Origin of the sequence: Curvibacter delicatus NBRC 14919, assembly GCF_001592265.1 — a bacterium.
Taxonomy (GTDB): Bacteria; Pseudomonadota; Gammaproteobacteria; order Burkholderiales; family Burkholderiaceae_C; genus Hylemonella; species Hylemonella delicata.
The window spans coordinates 89171-107990 of the sequence record NZ_BCWP01000007.1 but is presented as its reverse complement, the minus strand read 5'-3'; the positions used below and the strand labels follow the sequence as shown (position 1 = coordinate 107990).

Genomic DNA, 18820 nt, shown 5'->3' with positions numbered 1-18820 from the left:
CCGAGTTGAAAAAAATCAGAGCGAGGCAATGGCCTCGCGCACCGCTGACAGCTGCCGCCGCGACACCGACAGCAACTCATTTATGCCATTGAGCCGCACCGCCCAGCCCTCGCCCTCTTCCGGGTCGTAGTGTTTTTCCAGCGCGCGCACGGCGCGCCGGGCCACCAGGGCGTTGCGGTGAATGCGCATGAACTGCGTCGGGTATTTCTCTTCCAGCTCGCTGAGGGAACCGTCGAGGATGTAGCTCTTGGCCGTCGTGCGCACCGTGATGTATTTCAGCTCGGCCTTGAAGTACAGCACCTCGGCCAGTGGCACGCGCTCGGTCCGGCCGCGCTCCTGGATCACCAGGCATTCTTCAGGCAAATCAGCCCCCAGCCCTTTTGATGATTGCGCGAGGCGCTCCACTTTTTGTAGCGCCTGTTGCAGCCGCTCCAGCCGGACCGGCTTGGTCAGGTAGTCCACCGCCTCGATCTCGAAGGCCTGCACCGCATGTTCGGCATGCGCGGTGACAAAAACGATGGCCGGCGGTTGCGGCAGGGTTTGCAGGGTACGCGCCAGCGTCAGGCCGTCGGCACCGGGCATGTGGATGTCGAGCAGGGCCACGTCGAACGACTGTTTGCGCAGCAACTCGACCGCCTGCGTGGCGTTGGCGGCCTCACCCGCCACGCTCACCGCCGGGCTGGTGCAGTCGCCCAGCAGGGTGCGCAAGCGGGCGCGCGCCAGCGATTCGTCGTCAACGATCAGGACTTGAAGTGTCATGGAGCGACCTCCGCGCGGCGCGCTGCGGTATTGGCCTTGGGAACAGCCCGGCGGCTCATGCGGGCACCTCGATGCGGACCTGGAACACGCCGTCTTTCAGCACATGGCGGAACTGGCCCTCCACGTCGTGCAGCAGGCGCAGGCGGTCGCGCACATTGTTGAGCGCCACACCATGGCCTTGGGCACCGGGGCCGGCGGGCACGGTGTTGGTGACCTTGATCACCACATTCGAACCACGGCGCCGGGTGGAAATGCGGATCTGTGCGCCCTCGGCGCTGGGCTCGACGCCATGGCGCACTGCGTTCTCCAGCAAGGGCTGCAGCAACAGCGGCGGCAGGCGGGCCGTGTCGGCGGCCGGGTCAAGCGCCCAATCCAGCCGCAGGCGTTCGCCAAAACGCACCTGCTCGATTTCCAGGTAGTGCCGCGCCAGCGCAATCTCCTGCGCCAGCGTGACGGACTCGCCCTGGTCCGCCAAGGCGTGGCGGAACAGGTCGCTCAGGTCTTCCAGCAGCGCCTCGGCGCGCGCCGGCTCGGCCCGCACCAGGGCGATGGCGCTGTTGAGGGTGTTGAAGAGGAAATGCGGCCGGATGCGCGACTGCAGCTCGGCCAGCCGCGCCGTGGTGGCCGCTGGCGTCTTGCCACGTTCACGCAGGGCCAGCGCCCCCACCCCGCTGCCCGCCAGCAGGGCGCCGCTGGCGGCACTGGCCAGCCAGGGCGGTGTCTCCAGCAGGCCGGACAGGACCAGCAGGCCGCAGCCGTAGAGGCCGGCCAAGGCCCCCAACCCGATGGCGACCACATACTGGCCTTGCGGCGGCAGGCGCAGCAGCGGGCGCCGGGCTGCGCACGCCACCACCAGCCAGATCACCGTGGCCGGCAAGGCACCGCCGGTGTAGAGCGAAAGCCGGATCAGCCAGTCGAAGAAATTGGACGTCCCGAACAGGGCGGCCACCGCCACCACCAGCTCGACAAACAACACCGCGCGCAGGGCCACGCCGACCTGACAGGCATTGAACAACGGCGCCGGCGGCGCAGCAGGCACCGCCGGCTCGGGGGCCCACTCCTGGAAGGTCGATAAAATCTGGGTATCTTTCATGTCGCGGATGGCAGGACCAGCCCAAGGGATCAGGCCACAAGGGCCAAGACCCGATTATTGGTGAAGTCCGGACCTCCGCACAATGTATTCACACGACAATGGGGCTCCCGCCCCATCCACCGCACGGTTCCCATGTCAAAAAACCAACTCGACAAAAAATCCGAAGCCTGGTCGGCGCTCTTCTCCGAGCCGATGAGCGACCTGGTCAAGCGCTACACCGCCAGCGTGTTTTTTGACAAGCGCCTGTGGCATGCCGACATCACCGGCAGCCTGGCGCATGCCGAGATGCTGGCGGCACAGGGCATCATCAACGCCATCGACCATGCGGCCATCCGTGACGGCATGGCGCAGATCGTGGCCGAGATCGAGACCGGCAAGTTCGAGTGGAAGCTCGACCTGGAAGACGTGCACCTGAACATCGAGGCGCGCCTGACCCAGCTGGTGGGTGACGCCGGCAAGCGCCTGCACACCGGCCGCAGCCGCAACGACCAGGTGGCCACCGACGTGCGCCTGTGGCTGCGCACCGAGATCGACATCATCAGCGACCTGCTGACCGACCTGCAGAAGGCGCTGCTGACGGTGGCGCAGCAGAACGTGGACGTGATCCTGCCCGGGTTCACCCACCTGCAGGTGGCGCAGCCGGTGAGCTTCGGCCACCACATGCTGGCTTATGTGGAGATGTTTGCGCGCGACGCCGAGCGCATGGCCGATGTGCGCAAACGCGTCAACCGCCTGCCGCTGGGTGCGGCAGCCCTCGCCGGCACCAGCTACCCGCTGAACCGCGAGCGCGTGGCCAAGACACTGGGCATGGACGGCGTGTGCCAGAACAGCCTGGACGCGGTAAGTGACCGCGATTTTGCGATTGAATTCACCGCCGCCGCCTCGCTGGTGATGGTGCACATCAGCCGCTTCAGCGAAGAACTCATTCTGTGGATGAGCCAAAACTTCGGCTTCATCAAGATTGCGGACCGCTTCACCACCGGCTCATCCATCATGCCGCAGAAGAAGAACCCGGACGTGCCGGAACTGGCACGCGGCAAGACCGGCCGCGTGGTCGGCCACCTGATGGGCCTGATCACCCTGATGAAGGGCCAGCCGCTGGCCTACAACAAGGACAACCAGGAAGACAAGGAGCCGCTGTTCGACACGGTGGACACCCTGAAGGACACGCTGCGCATCTTCGCCGAGATGGTGGGCGGCCAGATGAACCCCGATACCGGCAAGCTCGAAGGCGGCATCACCGTCAATGCGCCGGCCATGGAGCAGGCCGCGCTCAAGGGCTACGCCACCGCCACCGACCTGGCCGACTACCTGGTGAAGAAGGGCCTGCCCTTCCGCGATGCGCACGAGACCGTGGCGCATGCGGTGAAGGCCGCCATCACCCATGCCTGCGACCTGTCGGAGCTGCCGCTCACCGTGCTGCAGCAGTTCAACCCGAACATCGAAAAGGACGTGTACGACGTGCTGTCGCTGCGCGGCTCGCTCAACGCACGCCACACCCTGGGCGGCACAGCGCCGGCACAGGTTGAAGTGCAGATCGCCCGCCACCTGGCCCGCCTGGGCGTCCAGGCCTGAAGGAACACACCATGACAACCGTGTCCACCGCCACCACGCTCGTCTGGTCGCCTGAACTGGCGCTGGGCGATGCCCGCACCGACACCACACACGAGGAATTCGTCGAGCTGGTCAACGCCACCTCGGCCGCCGCCCCCGAAGCCAAACTCGCCCTGTACCAGGAGCTGGTCAAGCACACCGTGGAGCACTTCGCCCAGGAAGAGCGCTGGATGACGGCCTGCGGCATCCCGGCCGACTTCTGCCACTTCGGCCAGCACAACAGCGTGCTGGAGGTGATGCGCGAGGTGGAACGCCGCGCCCTGCTGGGCGAGATGGCCCTGATCGAGAACATGCTCGAAGCGCTGGTGGAATGGTTTCCCCAGCATGCCCAGAGCATGGACGCCGGCCTGGTGGGCTACCTGGCGGAAAAAGGCTTTGATACCGTGAGCGAAACTTTCAAGAACAACACCCCCAACACGACTGAAGGAGTTCCCTCGTGCCATCCGTGATCACCAACATCGAAGACCTGCGCGTGCTGGCGCAAAAGCGCGTGCCGCGCATGTTCTACGACTACGCCGACAGCGGCTCGTGGACCGAGGGCACCTACCGCGCCAATGAGGCCGACTTCCAGAAGATCAAGCTGCGCCAGCGCGTGGCGGTGAACATGGACAACCGCAGCACGGCCGTCAAGATGATCGGCATCGACGTCAAGATGCCGGTGGCCATCGCCCCCGTGGGCCTGACCGGCATGCAGCATGCCGACGGCGAGATCCACGCGGCGCGCGCGGCCGAGAAGTTCGGCATCCCGTTCACGCTCTCGACCATGAGCATCTGCTCGATCGAGGACATCGCCGAGAACACCAGCGCGCCGTTCTGGTTCCAGCTCTACATGATGCGCGACCGCGACGCCATGGCCCGCATGATCCAGCGCGCCAAGGCCGCCAATTGCTCGGCCCTGGTCCTCACGCTGGACCTGCAGGTGATCGGCCAGCGCCACAAGGACCTAAAAAACGGCCTGACCGCGCCCCCGAAGCCCACGCTGGCCAACATCATCAACCTGATGACCAAGCCGCGCTGGTGTCTGGGCATGGCCGGCACGCGCCGCCACACCTTCCGCAACCTGGTGGGCCATGTGAAGGGCGTGAGCGACATGACCTCGCTGGCCGCCTGGACCAACGAGCAGTTCGACCCGCGCCTGTCCTGGCCCGACATTGCCTGGGTGAAGGAACAGTGGGGCGGCAAGCTCATCCTCAAGGGCATCATGGACGCGGAAGACGCCCGCCTGGCCGTGGCCAGCGGTGCCGATGCCATTGTGGTCAGCAACCACGGCGGCCGCCAGCTCGACGGCGCGCCGTCCAGCATCGAAGCCCTGCCGGCCATCGTGGCCGAGGTCGGCTCCCAAATCGAGGTCTGGATGGATGGCGGCATCCGCTCCGGCCAGGACGTGCTCAAGGCCTGGGCGCTGGGCGCACGCGGCACCATGATCGGCCGCGCCATGGCCTACGGCCTGGGTGCCATGGGCGAGGCCGGCGTGAGCAAGGCGCTGCAGATGATCCACAAGGAACTCGACACCACCATGGCCTTCTGCGGCCATACCCAGCTCAGCAACGTGGACCGCAGCATCCTGCTGCCGGGCACCTACCCGACCGCCTGATCCTGCAGCCCTGGCAGCCGGTTCAGGCCGGCTGCACCGCCAGGTGGTACAGGCCCCAGGGGCACTGGGCAAAGCGTTCCGGCAGCGGCTTGGCGGCCATCTCGGGGTAACGGTCGGCATCGAACACGGCCCACAGGGGCCCCAGCCCGCCCAGCGCCATCGGCTGGCCGTCCAGATGGGTGGCCACGATGAACCGCTGCTGGTGCGCCTGCGCCAGGCTCAGGTTGACGGTATAGCCATCGACCGCCCGCAGCACCAGCTTGGCCGGGCGGCTCACATCCACCCCTGCGGCCTGCAGCACCTCGCTCAGCAGCGGCCCCTTCAGCGTGTGGACATGGGCGTCGTATTCCACCGTCGGGCGGATGGTCACGGCCGGCAGGCGGAGCAGGGCCGCGAAATCGAACACATGCGCCTTGTCGAAAGTGATCTGTTGCTTGGCCAGCATCTGGTCCAGCGCCTTGTCCAGCGGCCCGCGGTTGCCGCGGCCGATGGCACCGGTGATAGTCAGCAGGCCGGGGCCGACCGGGCGTTGGCGCGCGGGCGCAGCCAGGGCGGCCGAGGTGAAGGTGGCACCGGCGGCGGTGGCGGTGGCGACAAGGAAATGGCGTTTTTTCATCGGCTTCCTCCTTCAATAGGATTGAACGGCAGGGACGTATCATGGTGGCAAGCACCGGCCACACACCATACACCCCCCGATTCGTCGGGATGACAGCCCTATGCGAGCATTCAAGAAGCACCTGACCACCGGCCAATGGATTGTCACCGTCCTGAGCACGCTGGCCATCCTGCTCCTGATCTTGGGCTACTTCGACCGCGTGATCCGCTTCGAGACCTCGCACCGCGACCTGGCACGCACCACCAGCGCGGAAGTCGCCAACCAGGTGACCTTCATCCTGAGCGAGCGGCAACGCCAGGTGCAGCTGTACGCCGAAGACCATCTGCCGCTGCTGCGCCAGTTGCAGGCAGCCCCGGACGACACGGCACTACTCAAGCAGCTGGAGCGCAGCCTGAAGCGGGTCTTTCCCGACGTCTTCGGCTTCACCATCACCGATGACCAGGGCCACCCCCTCACCCCGGATTTCGAGGGTTATGTCGGCGATATCTGCGTGCAGGACATCCAGGCTTATGCCCTGCACGGCTTTTATGCCGCCCGCATCCACCCGAACAACCTGGCCTACCACTACGATGTCATGGCCAGCTGGCGCGGCACTGGCGATCGGCCCTTCGTGCTGATGGTCAGCTTTGCACCGACAGAGCTCGGCCAGATGATCCGCAGCATCCAGCCGCCCGGGCATCAGCTGATGCTGATCTCGGATGCGGCGCAGCCCATGATCGAGGTCACCGCCGAAGGCGCACGCAACCGCACGCCGCGCGAAGACTACCGCCTGACGGCGGACGAGCTGGGCCGCCTGTTGGCCCGCCATCCGGTGAAGCACAGCCTGTGGCAAGTGGCCGATCTGGCGCAGCCCGACTTCTTTGCCGCGTACAAGCGCCGCACGCTGGGGGGCACGCTGCTGGTGTTGCTGGCCTTCGGGGCGGTGATCGGTGCCTCGCTTTTTCTGCTGCGTCGCGAGGATCAGCGCCGTCAGGCGGCCGAACGCTCGCGCGAAGAACTGTTCTCGGTCATCACGCACGAGATGCGCACGCCGATCTCCACCATTTCCAGTACGCTGTCGTTCCTCGGCCAGGCCCAACTCGGCGAGCTGCCGCCGCGGCTGCAGACCAGCCTGTCGATGATCGAGCGCAATGCCGAGCGGCTGCTGCGCCTGATCGACGACCTGCTGGAGAGTCGGCGCATTGAGTCGGGCCGGCTGACGCTGCAAAAATGCCCGGTGGACCTCGTCCTGAATGTGCGCGACACGCTGGCGCAGTTGCGCGATTACGCGCAGCAAAGCGACGTCCAGCTCGACTTCACACCGCCGCAGGAGCCGTTCTGGGTGCATGCCGATCCGATGCGCCTGCAGCAGATCGGCGCCAACCTGATTTCCAACGCCACCAAGTTTTCGCCGCGTGGCGGCACCGTGCGTGTGGGCATCACCCAAACTGCCCCAGGCAAGGTGCGCGTCTGCGTCAGTGACGACGGGCCGGGCATCCCGGCCGATTTCCAGCCCCACGTGTTCGAGAAATTCGCCCGCGGCCCCGCCCGCCCCAACCGGCCCATTGCCAGCACAGGGCTGGGCCTGAGCATCGTCAAGGCGCTGGTCGAGGCACACGGCGGCAGCGTGGGCTTTGAATCGGTTGAAGGCCAGGGCACCACGTTCCACGTCGAGCTGCCGACGGTGCCGCCACCGGCCACGGGAGCCTGACGCAACGACCGCCTCACCCTCGGGCCACTGCGGCCCGATGCCAACGACCATGAGTACCTCCCCGCCCAACCGGCGCATTGCCCACCTCGACATGGATGCGTTCTACGCCTCGGTCGAGTTGCTGCGTTACCCGCAGCTCAAGGGCCTGCCGGTGGTCATCGGCGGCAGCCGGCGCCGGCCTGACGACGCCCTGTTGCAGCAATATGCCGAAGTGCCCTTGTCCGAGATTCCCGTCGAGGCCTTTCCGCTATTGAAGGACTACACCGGCCGCGGCGTCATCACCACCGCCACCTACCCGGCGCGTCAGTTCGGCGTCGGCTCGGCCATGGGCCTGATGAAGGCGGCCAAGCTGTGTCCGCAGGCCATCCTGCTGCCGGTGGACTTCGACGAATACCGCCAGTACTCGCGCCGCTTCAAGGCGGTCATCACCGAGATCGCACCGCTGATGGAAGACCGCGGCGTGGACGAGGTCTACATCGACTTCACCAACGTCCCCGGCGGCCAGCGCGAGGGCGGCCGCACGCTGGCACGGCTGATCCAGAAAAGCATTCTGGAAGCCACCGGCCTGACCTGCTCCATCGGTGTGGCCCCCAACAAGCTGCTGGCCAAGATGGCGAGCGAGTTCAACAAGCCCAACGGCATTTCCATCGTGCTGCCGGACGACCTGCAGACGCTGATCTGGCCGCTGCCCTGCCGCAAGATCAACGGCGTCGGCCCCAAGACCGACGCCAAGCTGCAGACACACGGCATCCACACCATCGGCGAATTGGCGGCGCGCGAACCAGCCTGGCTGGTGGAACACTTCGGCAAGAGTTACGGCGCCTGGCTGTTTGAGGCTGCCTGGGGCCGCGACGAGCGGCCGGTGGTGACCGAGAGCGAACCGGTGTCGGTCAGCCGCGAAACCACCTTCGAACGCGACCTGCACGCCGTGCGCGACAAGGCCGAGCTGGGCAAGGTCTTCACCTGGCTGTGCGAGCGCGTGGCGGCCGACCTGCAACGCAAGGGTTATGTCGGCAAGACCATCGGCATCAAGCTGCGTTACGACGACTTCAAGAGCGTGACGCGCGACCAGACCCTCGACCACTACACCGGTGACGCCAAGGCCATCCGCCAAGCCGCCGGCCAGTGCCTCAAGCGCGTGGACCTGTCGCGCCGGCTGCGCCTGCTGGGGGTGCGGGTGGGCTCGCTGCTGCGCGCCGACGAAGCGGATGCCCTGCAAAAACAGGGGGCAGACCTTGCTGGTCATGCGCCAGTCGCTATGAATTCAGGAGCAAAAACCGGCTCGCTGTTCTGACCTGACAGCACCTTGAAAAATCTGACGCGAAACTTACAATTGAACTTCGCGCAGGAGGCTCCCATGAATCACGCCCTCACCCTGGTGGAGATGCAACGCATCAAGCAATGGCATGTGGCCCACCGGGACGATCACCCGCTGGAATACCAGTTGTGGGATGCCATGCTCTGCCTGTGGCTGATGGGTCTGGTCGGCTGGCTGCCGGCCTTTGCGCTGGATGCCCTCTGGGCCTGGCCGCTGTGCCTGCTGGCCATGAGCGCACCGCAGATGTATGTGGCCTGGCGCCGGCACGCGCATCAGACGCAACGCCTGCGCTGCGACTGGCTCGGCAACGTCGGCTGAACGGTTCAGGCCTCCTCGATCTCGTCCTGGTGGTTGGCCACGTGAAAGGCGTGGGCCAGGGCAAAGTCAGCCCGGCTCAGCGCACCATAGGCAAAGTGCGGCTGGAGCGGCCCCGTATGTGACTGGAAGCGTGTGACCGCCGCGCGCAGGCGGGCCGCGCCGGGTTGCCAGTCCTCCAGTTGCGCCAGTGGCGGCGCGCCGGGGATCGGTTCGGTCAGGCCGTAGCTCATGCGACCGCGCCACTTGAAAAAGGCAAAGGCCGCCGAGCCGGCGATGGCCTGGAACAGCGGACTCTTCGGTGCGGGGAAACCGTCCAGGCTCATCTCGATGCTTTGCGCCAGGTGCTCAAGCACGGCACGCATCGTCCAGGCATTGGTGCTGCGCACCTGGCTGGCGCGCTCGAGCCGGTCGAGCCAGCGCAGTACATCATCCAGCGACTGGACTTTAGGGATATTGGCCATGGCACCTCCGGCGAGCAAGCTCGTCTGTAGAACGAGGTAGTGTCTGCAGTTCATCTTGGGAGGACACCTGTTTCGCACAGGTGACTGTGGAAGACGGGTTCGTTCGATTACAGTTTATCCACTCCCACCCACCTTGCCGCCATGAACTGCTTCACGCTCACCGTCACCGACCACATCGCCCACCTGGTGCTCAACCGCCCCGAGGCGATGAACACCATGCACCCGCTGTTCTGGCGCGAGCTCGACCAGATGCTGACCCAGCTGCACGCCGGCAACGAGGCGCGCGCACTGGTGATCAGCAGCACCGGCCGGCACTTTAGTGCCGGCATGGCGCTGGAGACCTTCGGCGGCGCGGTGCAACTGGACGACCGCAGCCCCGAGGGCCGCGCCGCCGTCTTCGACCTGCTGACCGACATGCAGGCCACCTTCAGCAAGCTGGAGACGCTGCGCATCCCGGTGATCGCGGCCATCCAGGGCGGCTGCATCGGCGGCGCGGTGGACATGGTGTCCGCCTGCTGCCTGCGCTACGCCACGGCAGATGCCTTCTTCTGCATCCAGGAAATCAATATCGGCATGGTGGCCGACGTCGGCACGCTGCAGCGTCTGCCCAAGCTCATGCCGCTGGGCGTGGTGAAGGAACTGGCCTACACCGGCCGCCGCCTGCCGGCGGCGCAGGCGCTCGGTTACGGCCTGGTGAACCAGGTGTTCGACACCCCGGAAGCCCTGCTGGCCGGTGCGCTGCAGACCGCGAAAGAAATCGCCGCCAAGCCGCCGGTGGCCATCTGGGGCACCAAGCAGGCCTTGCACTATGCACGCGACCACGGCGTAGACGACGCGCTCAAACAGATGGGCTGGCTGCAGGGCGCGATCTGGAGCAACAAGCATGTGCTGGAGTCCGTGACGGCCATGAAGGAAAAACGCGGTGGCAACTTCCCGCCGCTGGCACCGCTGCAATCCTTCAAGGAAATTGGCCAGTAAAGCCCGTCAACACGGCGCCAACAGCTATTTTTTTGATAGCAATTTACTGGCGTGCCGTGCGCACGTTGGCCGGCAAGGCCTGCGGATGGCTGGTTCGCCAGGGATTGATGTCCAGCCCGCCGCGCCGCGTGTAGCGCGCATAGACCGTCAGCTTGGCCGGTTTGCAGCGCGTCCACACGTCCATGAAGATGCGCTCCACGCATTGCTCGTGGAACTCGTTGTGGTTGCGAAAGCTCACGATGTACTTCAGCAGCCCTTCTTGGTCGATCTGCGGCCCGCTGTAGCTGATCTGCACGCTGGCCCAGTCGGGCTGACCGGTCACCAGGCAGTTGCTCTTGAGCAGGTTGCTGGTCAGCACCTCGCTCACCGGCTGCTCGTCGAAGGCGGCCGTCAGCAGCTCGGGCGCCGGCGTGTACTGCGAGCACTTCACCTCCAGCCGGTCCAGGTTCAGGCCGTCGAGTTCGTGGATCGGCTCGCGGTCGAACAGCTCGGGCGCGATCAGCTTGACGCCCACCGTGCCCTTGGCCTCTGAGCCGCGACACACTGCCTCGCTGATGTCGGTGCGGATGCGTGCTTGTACCTCGGCCGCATCGGCGAACTTCGTATTGTTGAAGCTGTTCAGGTAAAGCTTGAAGGACTTGCTCTCCACGATGTTGGGTGTCTCGCACGGCACGGTGATGTGCGCCAGCGCCACCTGCGGCTTGCCGCGGGCGTTGAGCCAGCTCAGCTCGTAGGCCGTCCACAGATCGGCGCCGAGAAACGGCAGCGTGGCCGGCACACCAATCTCCTCGCGTTTGGCGATGCGGGCGATCGGGTACAGCAGCGAAGCGTCGTACTGGTCGGCGTAGGGCACGGCCTTGCCGAGCAGGGAGTTTTCGGGTGTGGTCATTCCTGCACCTTGCGACGGAAGACGAGACGATCCGGCTCAGAGGCCGCAGCATCGAAGGCATACCCTTCGAGGTTGAATTTCTCCAACTGCTTAGGCGTCGTCACCCGGTGGGTAGCGGCGTAACGCGCCATCAGGCCGCGTGCACGCTTGGCCAGGAAGCTGATGATCTTGTACTTGCCGCCCTTCCAGTCTTCGAACACGCATTCGATCACGCGTGCCTTCAAGGTTTTCTGGTCCACCGACTTGAAATACTCCTGCGAGGCCAGGTTCACCACCACCGGCGTCTTGTCGGCCTGCAGCCGCTCGTTGAGGTAATCGGCAATCTGCGAGCCCCAGAACTTGTAGAGGTTGTTGCCTTTTGCGTTGGCCAGCTGGGTACCCATCTCCAGCCGGTAGGGCTGCATCCAGTCCAGCGGCCGCAGCACGCCATAGAGGCCGCTCAGGATGCAGACATGCTCTTGCGCCCAGGCCAGGTCGTCGGCCTTCAACGTCTTGGCGTCCAGCCCCTCATAGACGTCGCCATTGAAGGCCAGCACCGCCTGCTTGGAATTTTTCGCTGTGAACTTCGGGCTCCAGGCCTGGTAACGCGCCACGTTCAGGCCCGACAGCGCGTCGCTGAGGCTCATCAGCTCGGCAATATCCTGAGGCGACTTTTCGCGCAGCAGGCCGATCAGCTCGGCCGACTGTTTGACGAACAGCGGCTGCGTGTGCGGCACGTCGCCGGCGGGGGTGTCGTAGTCGAGCGATTTGGCGGGGGATAATAAAAACAACATGCTGGAAATCCTGTATCACGACGATTATCTCGTGGCCGTGAACAAACCGCCCGGACTGCTGGTGCACCGCACCGGGCTTGATGCAGGAGAAACGCAGTTCGCGCTGCAGTTGCTGCGCGACCAGCTCGGCCGCCCGGTCTGGCCGGCGCACCGGCTCGACAAGGGCACCAGTGGCGTGCTGTTGTTCGCACTCGACGCCTCCATTGCCAGTCTGCTTGGCCAGCAGTTCGACACCGGTGCAGCCATGCAGAAAACCTACCGCGCCGTGGTGCGCGGCTGGCCCGCCGCCGAAGGCCTGATCGACCATCCGCTCAAACGCATGCGCGACGACGCCCGCGCCGGCCGCGAGGAAGTACAGGATGCGCAGACGCGTTACCGCACGCTGGCGCACTACGAACTGCCTTTGCCCTACGGCACCTTTGCCAGCACGCGTTGCGCCCTGGTTGAACTGCAGCCCCTGACCGGCCGGCGCCACCAGCTGCGCCGGCACATGAAGCACATGGCCCACCCCATCATCGGCGATGCCACGCATGGCAAGGGGCCGTTGAATCGTGCCGTGGCGGAGTTTCTGGGCCAGCAACGCTTGTGGCTGCATGCACAGCGCCTGGTGTTGCCGCATCCCATCAGCGGCATGGTCCTCACCCTTGAAGCAGAACCCGGCCCTGAGTGGCAGCTCTGGCCAAGGCATCTTGCCGCCGGGTAGCGACCCGTCGCCCCCCATCGCCGGCCCCTTTGTCGGCCCTGCCTCTGCGCCTGTTCTGGCTTGCGCCAAAATGTGCGACCATTCTGGCCTCCGAAGAGGAACCGCGCACCCTGCGCCTTACCCAGAAAGCACCCGTCCCATGCACTGTCTCTCGACGCTCTTGCACAACACCCCGCGCACACGCAGCGCCACGCTGGGCATGATGGCCATCGTGGCCGCGACCTTTCTGGCAGGTTGCTCTTTGTGGCCCAAATCCAGGGCCTCCGAACCCACGCCGGTTGCCGTTCCCGCCGAACCGGCGCCAGCCACCGCCCCGGCCGAAGGCGAAAAACCCGCCACAGCCGCCATACCGTTGAGCGCGGCAGCGCCCCAGTCTTTGCCCACCCAGCCGGAAGCCGCCACGACCGCGCCGGCGGCCCCCGTCAAGGCAGAAACGCCGCCAGCAAGCCCGCCCCAGGCGCCGGCCAAGGCGTCAACGCCGAAGGCGGCAGCACCGTTGCCCACCCTGACCGCAGCCGACCTGGCGCACGGGTACTACATCAATGTGGGCTTGTTTGCCGTTCCCGCCAACGGCACGAACGCGCACCAGAAGCTGGAGGGGGCGGGATTGCCGGTGTTTTCCGACCGCTTGACGAACAAGAAGGGCCAGCTGACCCGCGTTCGGGTCGGACCGTTTTCCACACGAGCCCAAGCCGACGCCGCAGTAAAAACCATCCAGACCCTCAAGCTGGAAGCCATCGTTTTCCGGCACTGACGGACTGACGCGCCAGGCCCGCTGAGCCAGCGGGCGGCGGACACCACGCAAGCCAAGCTACTTCAGGTCACCCGCCAAGGACGTCAGCGTTTCGGCGCCGATGCTCACATGGGCCGGGTAGTGGGTGTGGTCGCAACCCAGCTTGACGCTGGCCCCGGCCTGGATGGCTGCGCGCATGGCCGGCGTGAACTCGAAGCGCACAAAATGCACGGCGGAAGTCTTCTCGTCGTTCTCGCGGTCCAGGTCTTCATCGGCAATCGCATAGACACGCTCATACCCTTCGACCTCGACAAACATGCGGTCTTCTACACCGATCAGGCGCGCCAGCTCGCGCTTGCGCTCGTTGATGTCGGGGTACTCGATCAGCATCGTGGCTTTCCAGTTGCTGCCGTCCGGCACCAGCGGGGCATAGGCCTCGATCTCCTGCAGGATGCCTTCCTCCTCGAAGATTTTCTCGATGCGCAGCATCTCCTGGATCTGGTAACGGATGGTGGTCTCGGACTCGAACTGCAGGTGGATGTGCTCACCCAGGTGCACGCTGCGCAACTGGCGGTGCGCCATGACCTCTGCCTTGTGTTCCTTGCGCCATTTGCTGTACGCCTCCAGCGACATCAGGCTGTCGGGCGTAATCTTGCCGGTGAGCTGCATGTCCATCTTCCTCATTTCAAGCCGTAGGCCTTGCGCACGAGGCTAAGCGGATGTTGTAGTTCAGGCGCGCCGAGGCCGTTGACCTCAAAGCCCTGCGCGATGTGGTGGCCGCCGAGCGGGCAGTCCGAGCTGATGTAGTCGGGCTTGGCGCCGTCCTTCATGGTGGCCATGGCTTTGAACACCGGTTTGCCGATCTTCATGGCCTGCTGGTGGTAGGCCTTCTTGACGCCGAAGGTGCCGGCATGACCCGAGCAACGTTCGATGGTGTTGATCGTGGTGTCGGGGATCATCTTGAGCATCTCTTCGGTCTTCTTGCCGATGTTCTGCACCCGGCCATGGCAGGGGATCTGGTAACTCACCTTGCCCAGCGGCGTGCTGAATTCGGTCTTGAGCAGGCCGTCGCGCTTGCGCGCCATCAGGTATTCGAACGGGTCCCACATCGCGTCCTTGACCAATTGCACATCGGCCTCGTCCGGGTACATCAGCGGGATTTCCTGCTTGAACATCAGCGCGCAGCTCGGCACAGCGGCCAGGATGGCGTAGCCCTCTTTCGCATAGCGGGCCAGCACCGGGATGTTGGCCTCCTTGCTGGCATTCACGGCATCGAGGTCACCCAATTCCAGCTTGGGCATGCCGCAGCATTTTTCCTTGTCCACGATCACGTAGGGGATCTCGTTGTGGTCCAGGATCTTGAGCAGGTCGTGGCCGATGCCGGGTTCGTTGTAGTTGACGTAGCAGGTGGCAAAGATCGCCACCTTGCCCGGCGTCTTCTCGCCGTCCTTCACCACCGTGGCCCGGGCCTTGGGCGGGCCGGAGCGGAACTTTCGGGTGGCCAGCGCAGGCAGCCAGGCCTCCTTGTCCACGCCGGCCACGCTTTCCATCACGCTGCGCATGGCCCGGGTCTTGTTGACCGCATTGGCCACCTGCACCACGACCGGGATGCCGGCGAACTGGCCATGCACGTCGGTGGAGGCCAGGAATTGCTCGGCCATGCCGACCTCACCCTTTTTGAACTTGATGGCCTTGGCGCGCAGCATGGTGTGCGGAAAGTCCAGGTTCCATTCGTGCGGCGGGGTGTACGGGCACTTGGTCATGTAGCACAGGTCGCACATGTAGCACTGGTTCACCACCTGCCAGTAGTCTTTCTTGTCGACCCCGTCGACTTCCATGGTCGAACTCTCGTCCACCAGGTCGAACAGCGTGGGGAAGGCGCCGCACAGGCTGACGCAACGGCGGCAACCGTGGCAGATATCGAAGATGCGTTCCAGTTCCTTGAAGCAGGAGGCCTCGTCGTAGAAGTCGGGATTTTTCCAGTCCAGCGGATGTCGGGTCGGGGCTTCCAGGTTGCCTTCGCGTGCCATGGCCAGTCCTTTGTCTCGTTATGGTTTTGGATTTACAAAAAAGCGCCTGCTCGAAGCTGTTTTGTAAAACCGCTACGCCTTGCGGCGTAGCGAGCGGCTGTCAGCTAAAGAAGCGGGTGGCGGGAAACCGGAACGTACCTGAAGGTACGTGAGGATTTCCCGACAGGCCCCGCAACGACGGATCACAGCCGCGCAGTAGCCGAAAATCAATCGACGAGTTCTGCGAGCGCCTTGGCGTAGCGGTTCGCATGCGAACGCTCGGCCTTGGCCAGGGTTTCGAACCAGTCGGCGATTTCATCGAAGCCTTCCGAGCGGGCGGTCTTGGCCATGCCGGGGTACATGTCGGTGTACTCGTGGGTCTCGCCCGCCACGGCCGACTTCAGGTTGTCGCGGGTCGGGCCGATCGGCAGGCCGGTGGCCGGGTCGCCGGATTGCTCCAGAAACTCCAGGTGCCCGTGGGCGTGGCCGGTTTCGCCTTCGGCGGTGGAGCGGAACAGCGCGGCCACATCGTTCTGGCCTTCAACGTCGGCCTTGTTCGCAAAATACAGGTAACGGCGGTTCGCCTGGGATTCGCCGGCGAAGGCTTCTTTGAGGCACCCTTCCGTCTTGGAACCTTTGAGTGTCGGCATGAATATCTCCTTGAAAAGTTGAAGATTTGTCTCGCGTGCCTTGAACAAGTTGTGTCAAAGACTCGCACAGACTATTCCGATTCGGGCCCTCGGTCTAATAGGCTCTTTCAATTCAAAGAATTACCGCTGCCTATGATTTTTTGCTATTGAGATTCATTCTCAAAAAAACCTCGCGCAGCCCGCTGGTCTTCCCGAATAAGTCCGACTAAAAGTTACGATAAAGTAAACGAATTACGTAATGGTGAATGAATCACCTGAGAGGAGACTGCATGACAAGCCCCCGGGAAATGGGCTCCACGGCCCCGCCGCCTGCCCCCATCCAGCAACTGCACCACTACGCCTACCGCGCCCGCGATGCGGAAGAAACGCGGCACTTCTACGAAGACATCCTGGGCCTGCCGCTGTACCACATCATCCAGAGCGACTACGTGCCCAGCACCGGCGAGTACTGTCCCTACACGCACTTCTTCTTCCGTCTGCAGGACGGCTCTTTCATCGCTTTCTTCGACCTCGGCGATGACCAGGCCGCAGCACCCAGCGCCAACACCCCCCAGTGGGTGAACCACATTGCCTTCCGGCTCAACTCGCTGCCGGAACTGGAGGCCATGAAAGCCCGCCTGCAGTCGCACGGCATCGAGGTGATCGGTGTCACCGACCACCACATCTTCAAGAGCATCTATTTCTTCGACCCCAACGGTGTGCGGCTCGAACTCTCGGCCCAGGTGGCCGACGAATTCCAGATGCTCAAGGAAAGCACCACCGCCCACGCACGCCTGAACGAGTGGACGGCAAGCAAGGAACAGTGGCGCCGCGACCGTGCTGCCGGCAGGGTGGCCGCGCCCCTCAAGCCACAGCAGAACGACCGCCCCGAAGTAGCCGCCCGCATCCAAGGGCAGAAAGGCCATGCAGCATGAACACGACTTACCGCGAAACCGCCTACACCAATGGCTACGAATTCACGCAGGGGTCGGGCTACGAACTGCCCGAATACCCGTTCGTCGCGCCACCTGAACTCAAGAGCGGCAAGGCCCAGCGTCACCCGGTGGTGATCGTCGGCGCTGGCATCACCGGCCTGACCATGGCCTGCTGCCTGGCCAAACTGGGCATTGCGGCGGTGCTGCTCGACGAAGACAACACCGTGGGCGTGAAGGGCGCGGCCTCGCGCGGCATCTGCTACACGCAAAAGTCCCTGGAGATCTTCCAGCGCCTGGGTGTGTACGAACGCATCGCCGCCAAAGGCATCCAGTGGAGCGTGGGGCGCACCTTCGCCGGCAAGGACGAGGTCTACTCCTTCGACCTGCGCGAGCAGAGCAACTTCGGCCTGTCGGCCCAGCCGCCCTTCATCAACATCCAGCAGTTCTACATCGAGGGTTATCTGGTCGAGCGCATTTACGGCCTGGGCCATGTGGACATGCGCTGGAAGTCGCGCGTGACCGGTTTCAAACAGCACAACGGTTATGCCTCGCTCACCGTGGAAACGCCGGCAGGCAGCTACCAGTTGGAAGCCGTGCATGTGATCGACGCCAGTGGTTCGCACACGCCGTTCCACGGCTGGTGCGGCGCTACCATGACCTCGCGCCGCGGCGACGACCGCTGGTGCATTGCCGACGTGCGCTTCAAGAACCATCCGCCCAAGGAGCGCCACACCTGGATCGAGGCGCCCTTCAATGGCAACCGCGCCGTCTGGCAGCACCTGATGGCCGACGACGTCTGGCGCATCGACTACCAGATGGAACCCAATGCCGACCCCGAAGTCGTGAGCCGTGAGGACGTGGTGCGCGAGCGCCTGCGCCAGCAATTCGGACCCGATGTCGACTACGAGATCGTGTGGGTCGGCCCTTATGCCTACCGCAGCCAGTGCCTGGACCGCTTGCGTATCGGCAGCGTGTTCTTCATGGGCGATACGGCCAAGATCGTCAGCCCCTTCGGCGCCCGTGGCGGCAACACCGGCGTGGCCGATGCCGACAACCTGGCCTGGAAGCTAGCCGCCGTGCTCAAGGGCCGCGCACCGGCCAGCCTGCTGGACAGCTACCACGATGAGCGACACGAGGCCGCCACTCAGAACGTGCAGGTGACCAACCGCACAGCGCGTTTCCTGCGTCCGGCCGACGGCATGGAGCGCACCTTCCGCAGTGCGGCCATCAGCCTGGCGCGCCAATACCCGTTCGCGCGCTCGTTGATCAACACCGGCCGCATGGCCATGGCCAACAGCTACACCCACTCCCGCATCTGCGACCGCACCGGCGGTCTGTCGGTGCAGAACGTGGGGTTCCGCTGGGCGGACAACAGCCGCGGCACGGTGAACGACCTGCTCGAATGGGCCGACGGCGATCTGCTGGTGCTGGTGTTCGGCGACATGTCAGCCGCCGCCAGCCAGCGCCTGCGCCAGCTGGCCAGCCAGGCGCCGGTGCGCTGCGTGCAGGTGATGGGCACAGACAGCCACGCCCAGGCGCGCGAGCATGTGCGTGACCCGCAAGGTCACCTGCAGGGCGCTTGCCATGTGTTCGGCCATGCCTGGGCACTGGTGCGGCCCGACGGTTATCTGGCCGCCACCGGCGAGAGCGTGGACGCCGACCTGATCCAGGCCATTGAACAGGCCATTGGCCTGAAGTCTTGAGGAGC

General features: G+C 64.8%; 20 protein-coding genes. 11 read left to right on the top strand and 9 right to left on the bottom strand.

Translation table 11 applies throughout. The features are described from left to right. Positions 1-15: 15 nt before the first annotated feature. Positions 16-759 (bottom strand): LytR/AlgR family response regulator transcription factor, encoded by a 744-nt coding sequence (locus tag CDE01S_RS05480; protein WP_066704768.1) that lies wholly within the window; start codon positions 757-759, stop codon positions 16-18. A gap of 55 nt (positions 760-814) precedes the next feature. Further along, on the bottom strand, positions 815-1852 hold the full coding sequence (locus CDE01S_RS05475; RefSeq protein ID WP_066704767.1) for a sensor histidine kinase: 1038 nt from the start codon (positions 1850-1852) through the stop codon (positions 815-817). Between the two features lie 132 nt (positions 1853-1984). Here CDE01S_RS05475 and argH point away from each other — a divergent pair, with 132 nt between their 5' ends. The 3 genes from argH to CDE01S_RS05460 are packed head-to-tail and all read left to right on the top strand — an operon-like array spanning position 1985 to position 5060. After that, positions 1985-3427, top strand: a complete 1443-nt coding sequence (gene argH / locus CDE01S_RS05470) for an argininosuccinate lyase (RefSeq protein ID WP_066704765.1) — start codon at positions 1985-1987, stop codon at positions 3425-3427. 11 nt (positions 3428-3438) lie between these two features. Continuing rightward, positions 3439-3915: a hemerythrin domain-containing protein gene (locus CDE01S_RS05465; RefSeq protein ID WP_066704763.1), complete on the top strand. Its 477-nt coding sequence runs from the start codon at positions 3439-3441 to the stop codon at positions 3913-3915. Beyond that, entirely contained in the window at positions 3903-5060 is a 1158-nt protein-coding gene (locus CDE01S_RS05460; RefSeq protein WP_066704761.1) for an alpha-hydroxy acid oxidase, read from the top strand. The genes CDE01S_RS05465 and CDE01S_RS05460 overlap by 13 nt, the downstream gene beginning before the upstream one ends. Before the next feature lie 22 nt (positions 5061-5082). On the opposite strand, the gene CDE01S_RS05455 is transcribed toward CDE01S_RS05460, so the two are convergent. Continuing rightward, positions 5083-5676, bottom strand: coding sequence for a putative pterin-binding protein (locus tag CDE01S_RS05455; protein ID WP_066704759.1), 594 nt, complete (start codon positions 5674-5676; stop codon positions 5083-5085). A 100-nt stretch (positions 5677-5776) separates the two neighbouring features. Here CDE01S_RS05455 and CDE01S_RS05450 point away from each other — a divergent pair, with 100 nt between their 5' ends. From CDE01S_RS05450 to CDE01S_RS05440, 3 genes are all read left to right on the top strand, one after another. Continuing rightward, entirely contained in the window at positions 5777-7366 is a 1590-nt protein-coding gene (locus CDE01S_RS05450) for a sensor histidine kinase (protein WP_066704758.1), read from the top strand. A gap of 49 nt (positions 7367-7415) precedes the next feature. Further along, positions 7416-8660 carry a DNA polymerase IV gene (gene dinB, locus CDE01S_RS05445; protein ID WP_066704757.1) on the top strand — a complete coding sequence of 415 codons (1245 nt, stop codon included), beginning with the start codon at positions 7416-7418 and terminating at the stop codon, positions 8658-8660. A 63-nt stretch (positions 8661-8723) separates the two neighbouring features. Further along, complete coding sequence (locus tag CDE01S_RS05440) at positions 8724-9002, top strand: hypothetical protein (RefSeq protein WP_066704799.1); 279 nt, start codon at positions 8724-8726, stop codon at positions 9000-9002. Positions 9003-9007: 5 nt separating this feature from the next. Here the strand turns inward: CDE01S_RS05440 and CDE01S_RS05435 are convergent, their stop codons facing one another. Further along, positions 9008-9463: a DUF1569 domain-containing protein gene (locus CDE01S_RS05435; RefSeq protein ID WP_245636112.1), complete on the bottom strand. Its 456-nt coding sequence runs from the start codon at positions 9461-9463 to the stop codon at positions 9008-9010. A 141-nt stretch (positions 9464-9604) separates the two neighbouring features. Here CDE01S_RS05435 and CDE01S_RS05430 point away from each other — a divergent pair, with 141 nt between their 5' ends. Beyond that, positions 9605-10441, top strand: a complete 837-nt coding sequence (locus CDE01S_RS05430) for an enoyl-CoA hydratase-related protein (protein WP_066704751.1) — start codon at positions 9605-9607, stop codon at positions 10439-10441. A 43-nt stretch (positions 10442-10484) separates the two neighbouring features. Here CDE01S_RS05430 and queF read toward each other — a convergent pair whose 3' ends face one another. Together queF and yaaA are read right to left on the bottom strand one after the other, a co-directional pair. Continuing rightward, positions 10485-11330: an NADPH-dependent 7-cyano-7-deazaguanine reductase QueF gene (queF, locus tag CDE01S_RS05425; protein ID WP_066704748.1), complete on the bottom strand. Its 846-nt coding sequence runs from the start codon at positions 11328-11330 to the stop codon at positions 10485-10487. Further along, positions 11327-12103, bottom strand: coding sequence for a peroxide stress protein YaaA (gene yaaA / locus CDE01S_RS05420; RefSeq protein WP_066704746.1), 777 nt, complete (start codon positions 12101-12103; stop codon positions 11327-11329). The genes queF and yaaA overlap by 4 nt, the downstream gene beginning before the upstream one ends. Here yaaA and CDE01S_RS05415 point away from each other — a divergent pair. Next, positions 12102-12806, top strand: coding sequence for a pseudouridine synthase (locus CDE01S_RS05415; RefSeq protein ID WP_066704744.1), 705 nt, complete (start codon positions 12102-12104; stop codon positions 12804-12806). The two genes, yaaA and CDE01S_RS05415, sit on opposite strands and share 2 nt — an antisense overlap. 139 nt (positions 12807-12945) lie before the next feature. Further along, the gene (locus CDE01S_RS05410; protein WP_157077050.1) at positions 12946-13560 is read left to right on the top strand and encodes an SPOR domain-containing protein; all 615 of its coding nucleotides are present in this window, start codon (positions 12946-12948) and stop codon (positions 13558-13560) included. Between the two features lie 57 nt (positions 13561-13617). Here CDE01S_RS05410 and CDE01S_RS05405 read toward each other — a convergent pair whose 3' ends face one another. The 3 genes from CDE01S_RS05405 to CDE01S_RS05395 form a co-directional block, all read right to left on the bottom strand. Further along, complete coding sequence (locus tag CDE01S_RS05405; RefSeq protein ID WP_066704795.1) at positions 13618-14208, bottom strand: DUF3501 family protein; 591 nt, start codon at positions 14206-14208, stop codon at positions 13618-13620. An 11-nt stretch (positions 14209-14219) separates the two neighbouring features. Further along, positions 14220-15569, bottom strand: a complete 1350-nt coding sequence (locus CDE01S_RS05400) for a (Fe-S)-binding protein (RefSeq protein WP_066704740.1) — start codon at positions 15567-15569, stop codon at positions 14220-14222. Between the two features lie 206 nt (positions 15570-15775). Next, complete coding sequence (locus CDE01S_RS05395; protein ID WP_066704738.1) at positions 15776-16198, bottom strand: rubrerythrin family protein; 423 nt, start codon at positions 16196-16198, stop codon at positions 15776-15778. A 269-nt stretch (positions 16199-16467) separates the two neighbouring features. Here CDE01S_RS05395 and CDE01S_RS05390 point away from each other — a divergent pair, with 269 nt between their 5' ends. Next, the gene (locus tag CDE01S_RS05390; protein WP_066704737.1) at positions 16468-17112 is read left to right on the top strand and encodes a VOC family protein; all 645 of its coding nucleotides are present in this window, start codon (positions 16468-16470) and stop codon (positions 17110-17112) included. Beyond that, complete coding sequence (locus CDE01S_RS05385; protein WP_066704735.1) at positions 17109-18815, top strand: FAD-dependent monooxygenase; 1707 nt, start codon at positions 17109-17111, stop codon at positions 18813-18815. Before CDE01S_RS05390 ends, CDE01S_RS05385 begins: the two co-directional genes overlap by 4 nt. Positions 18816-18820 lie beyond the last annotated feature (5 nt).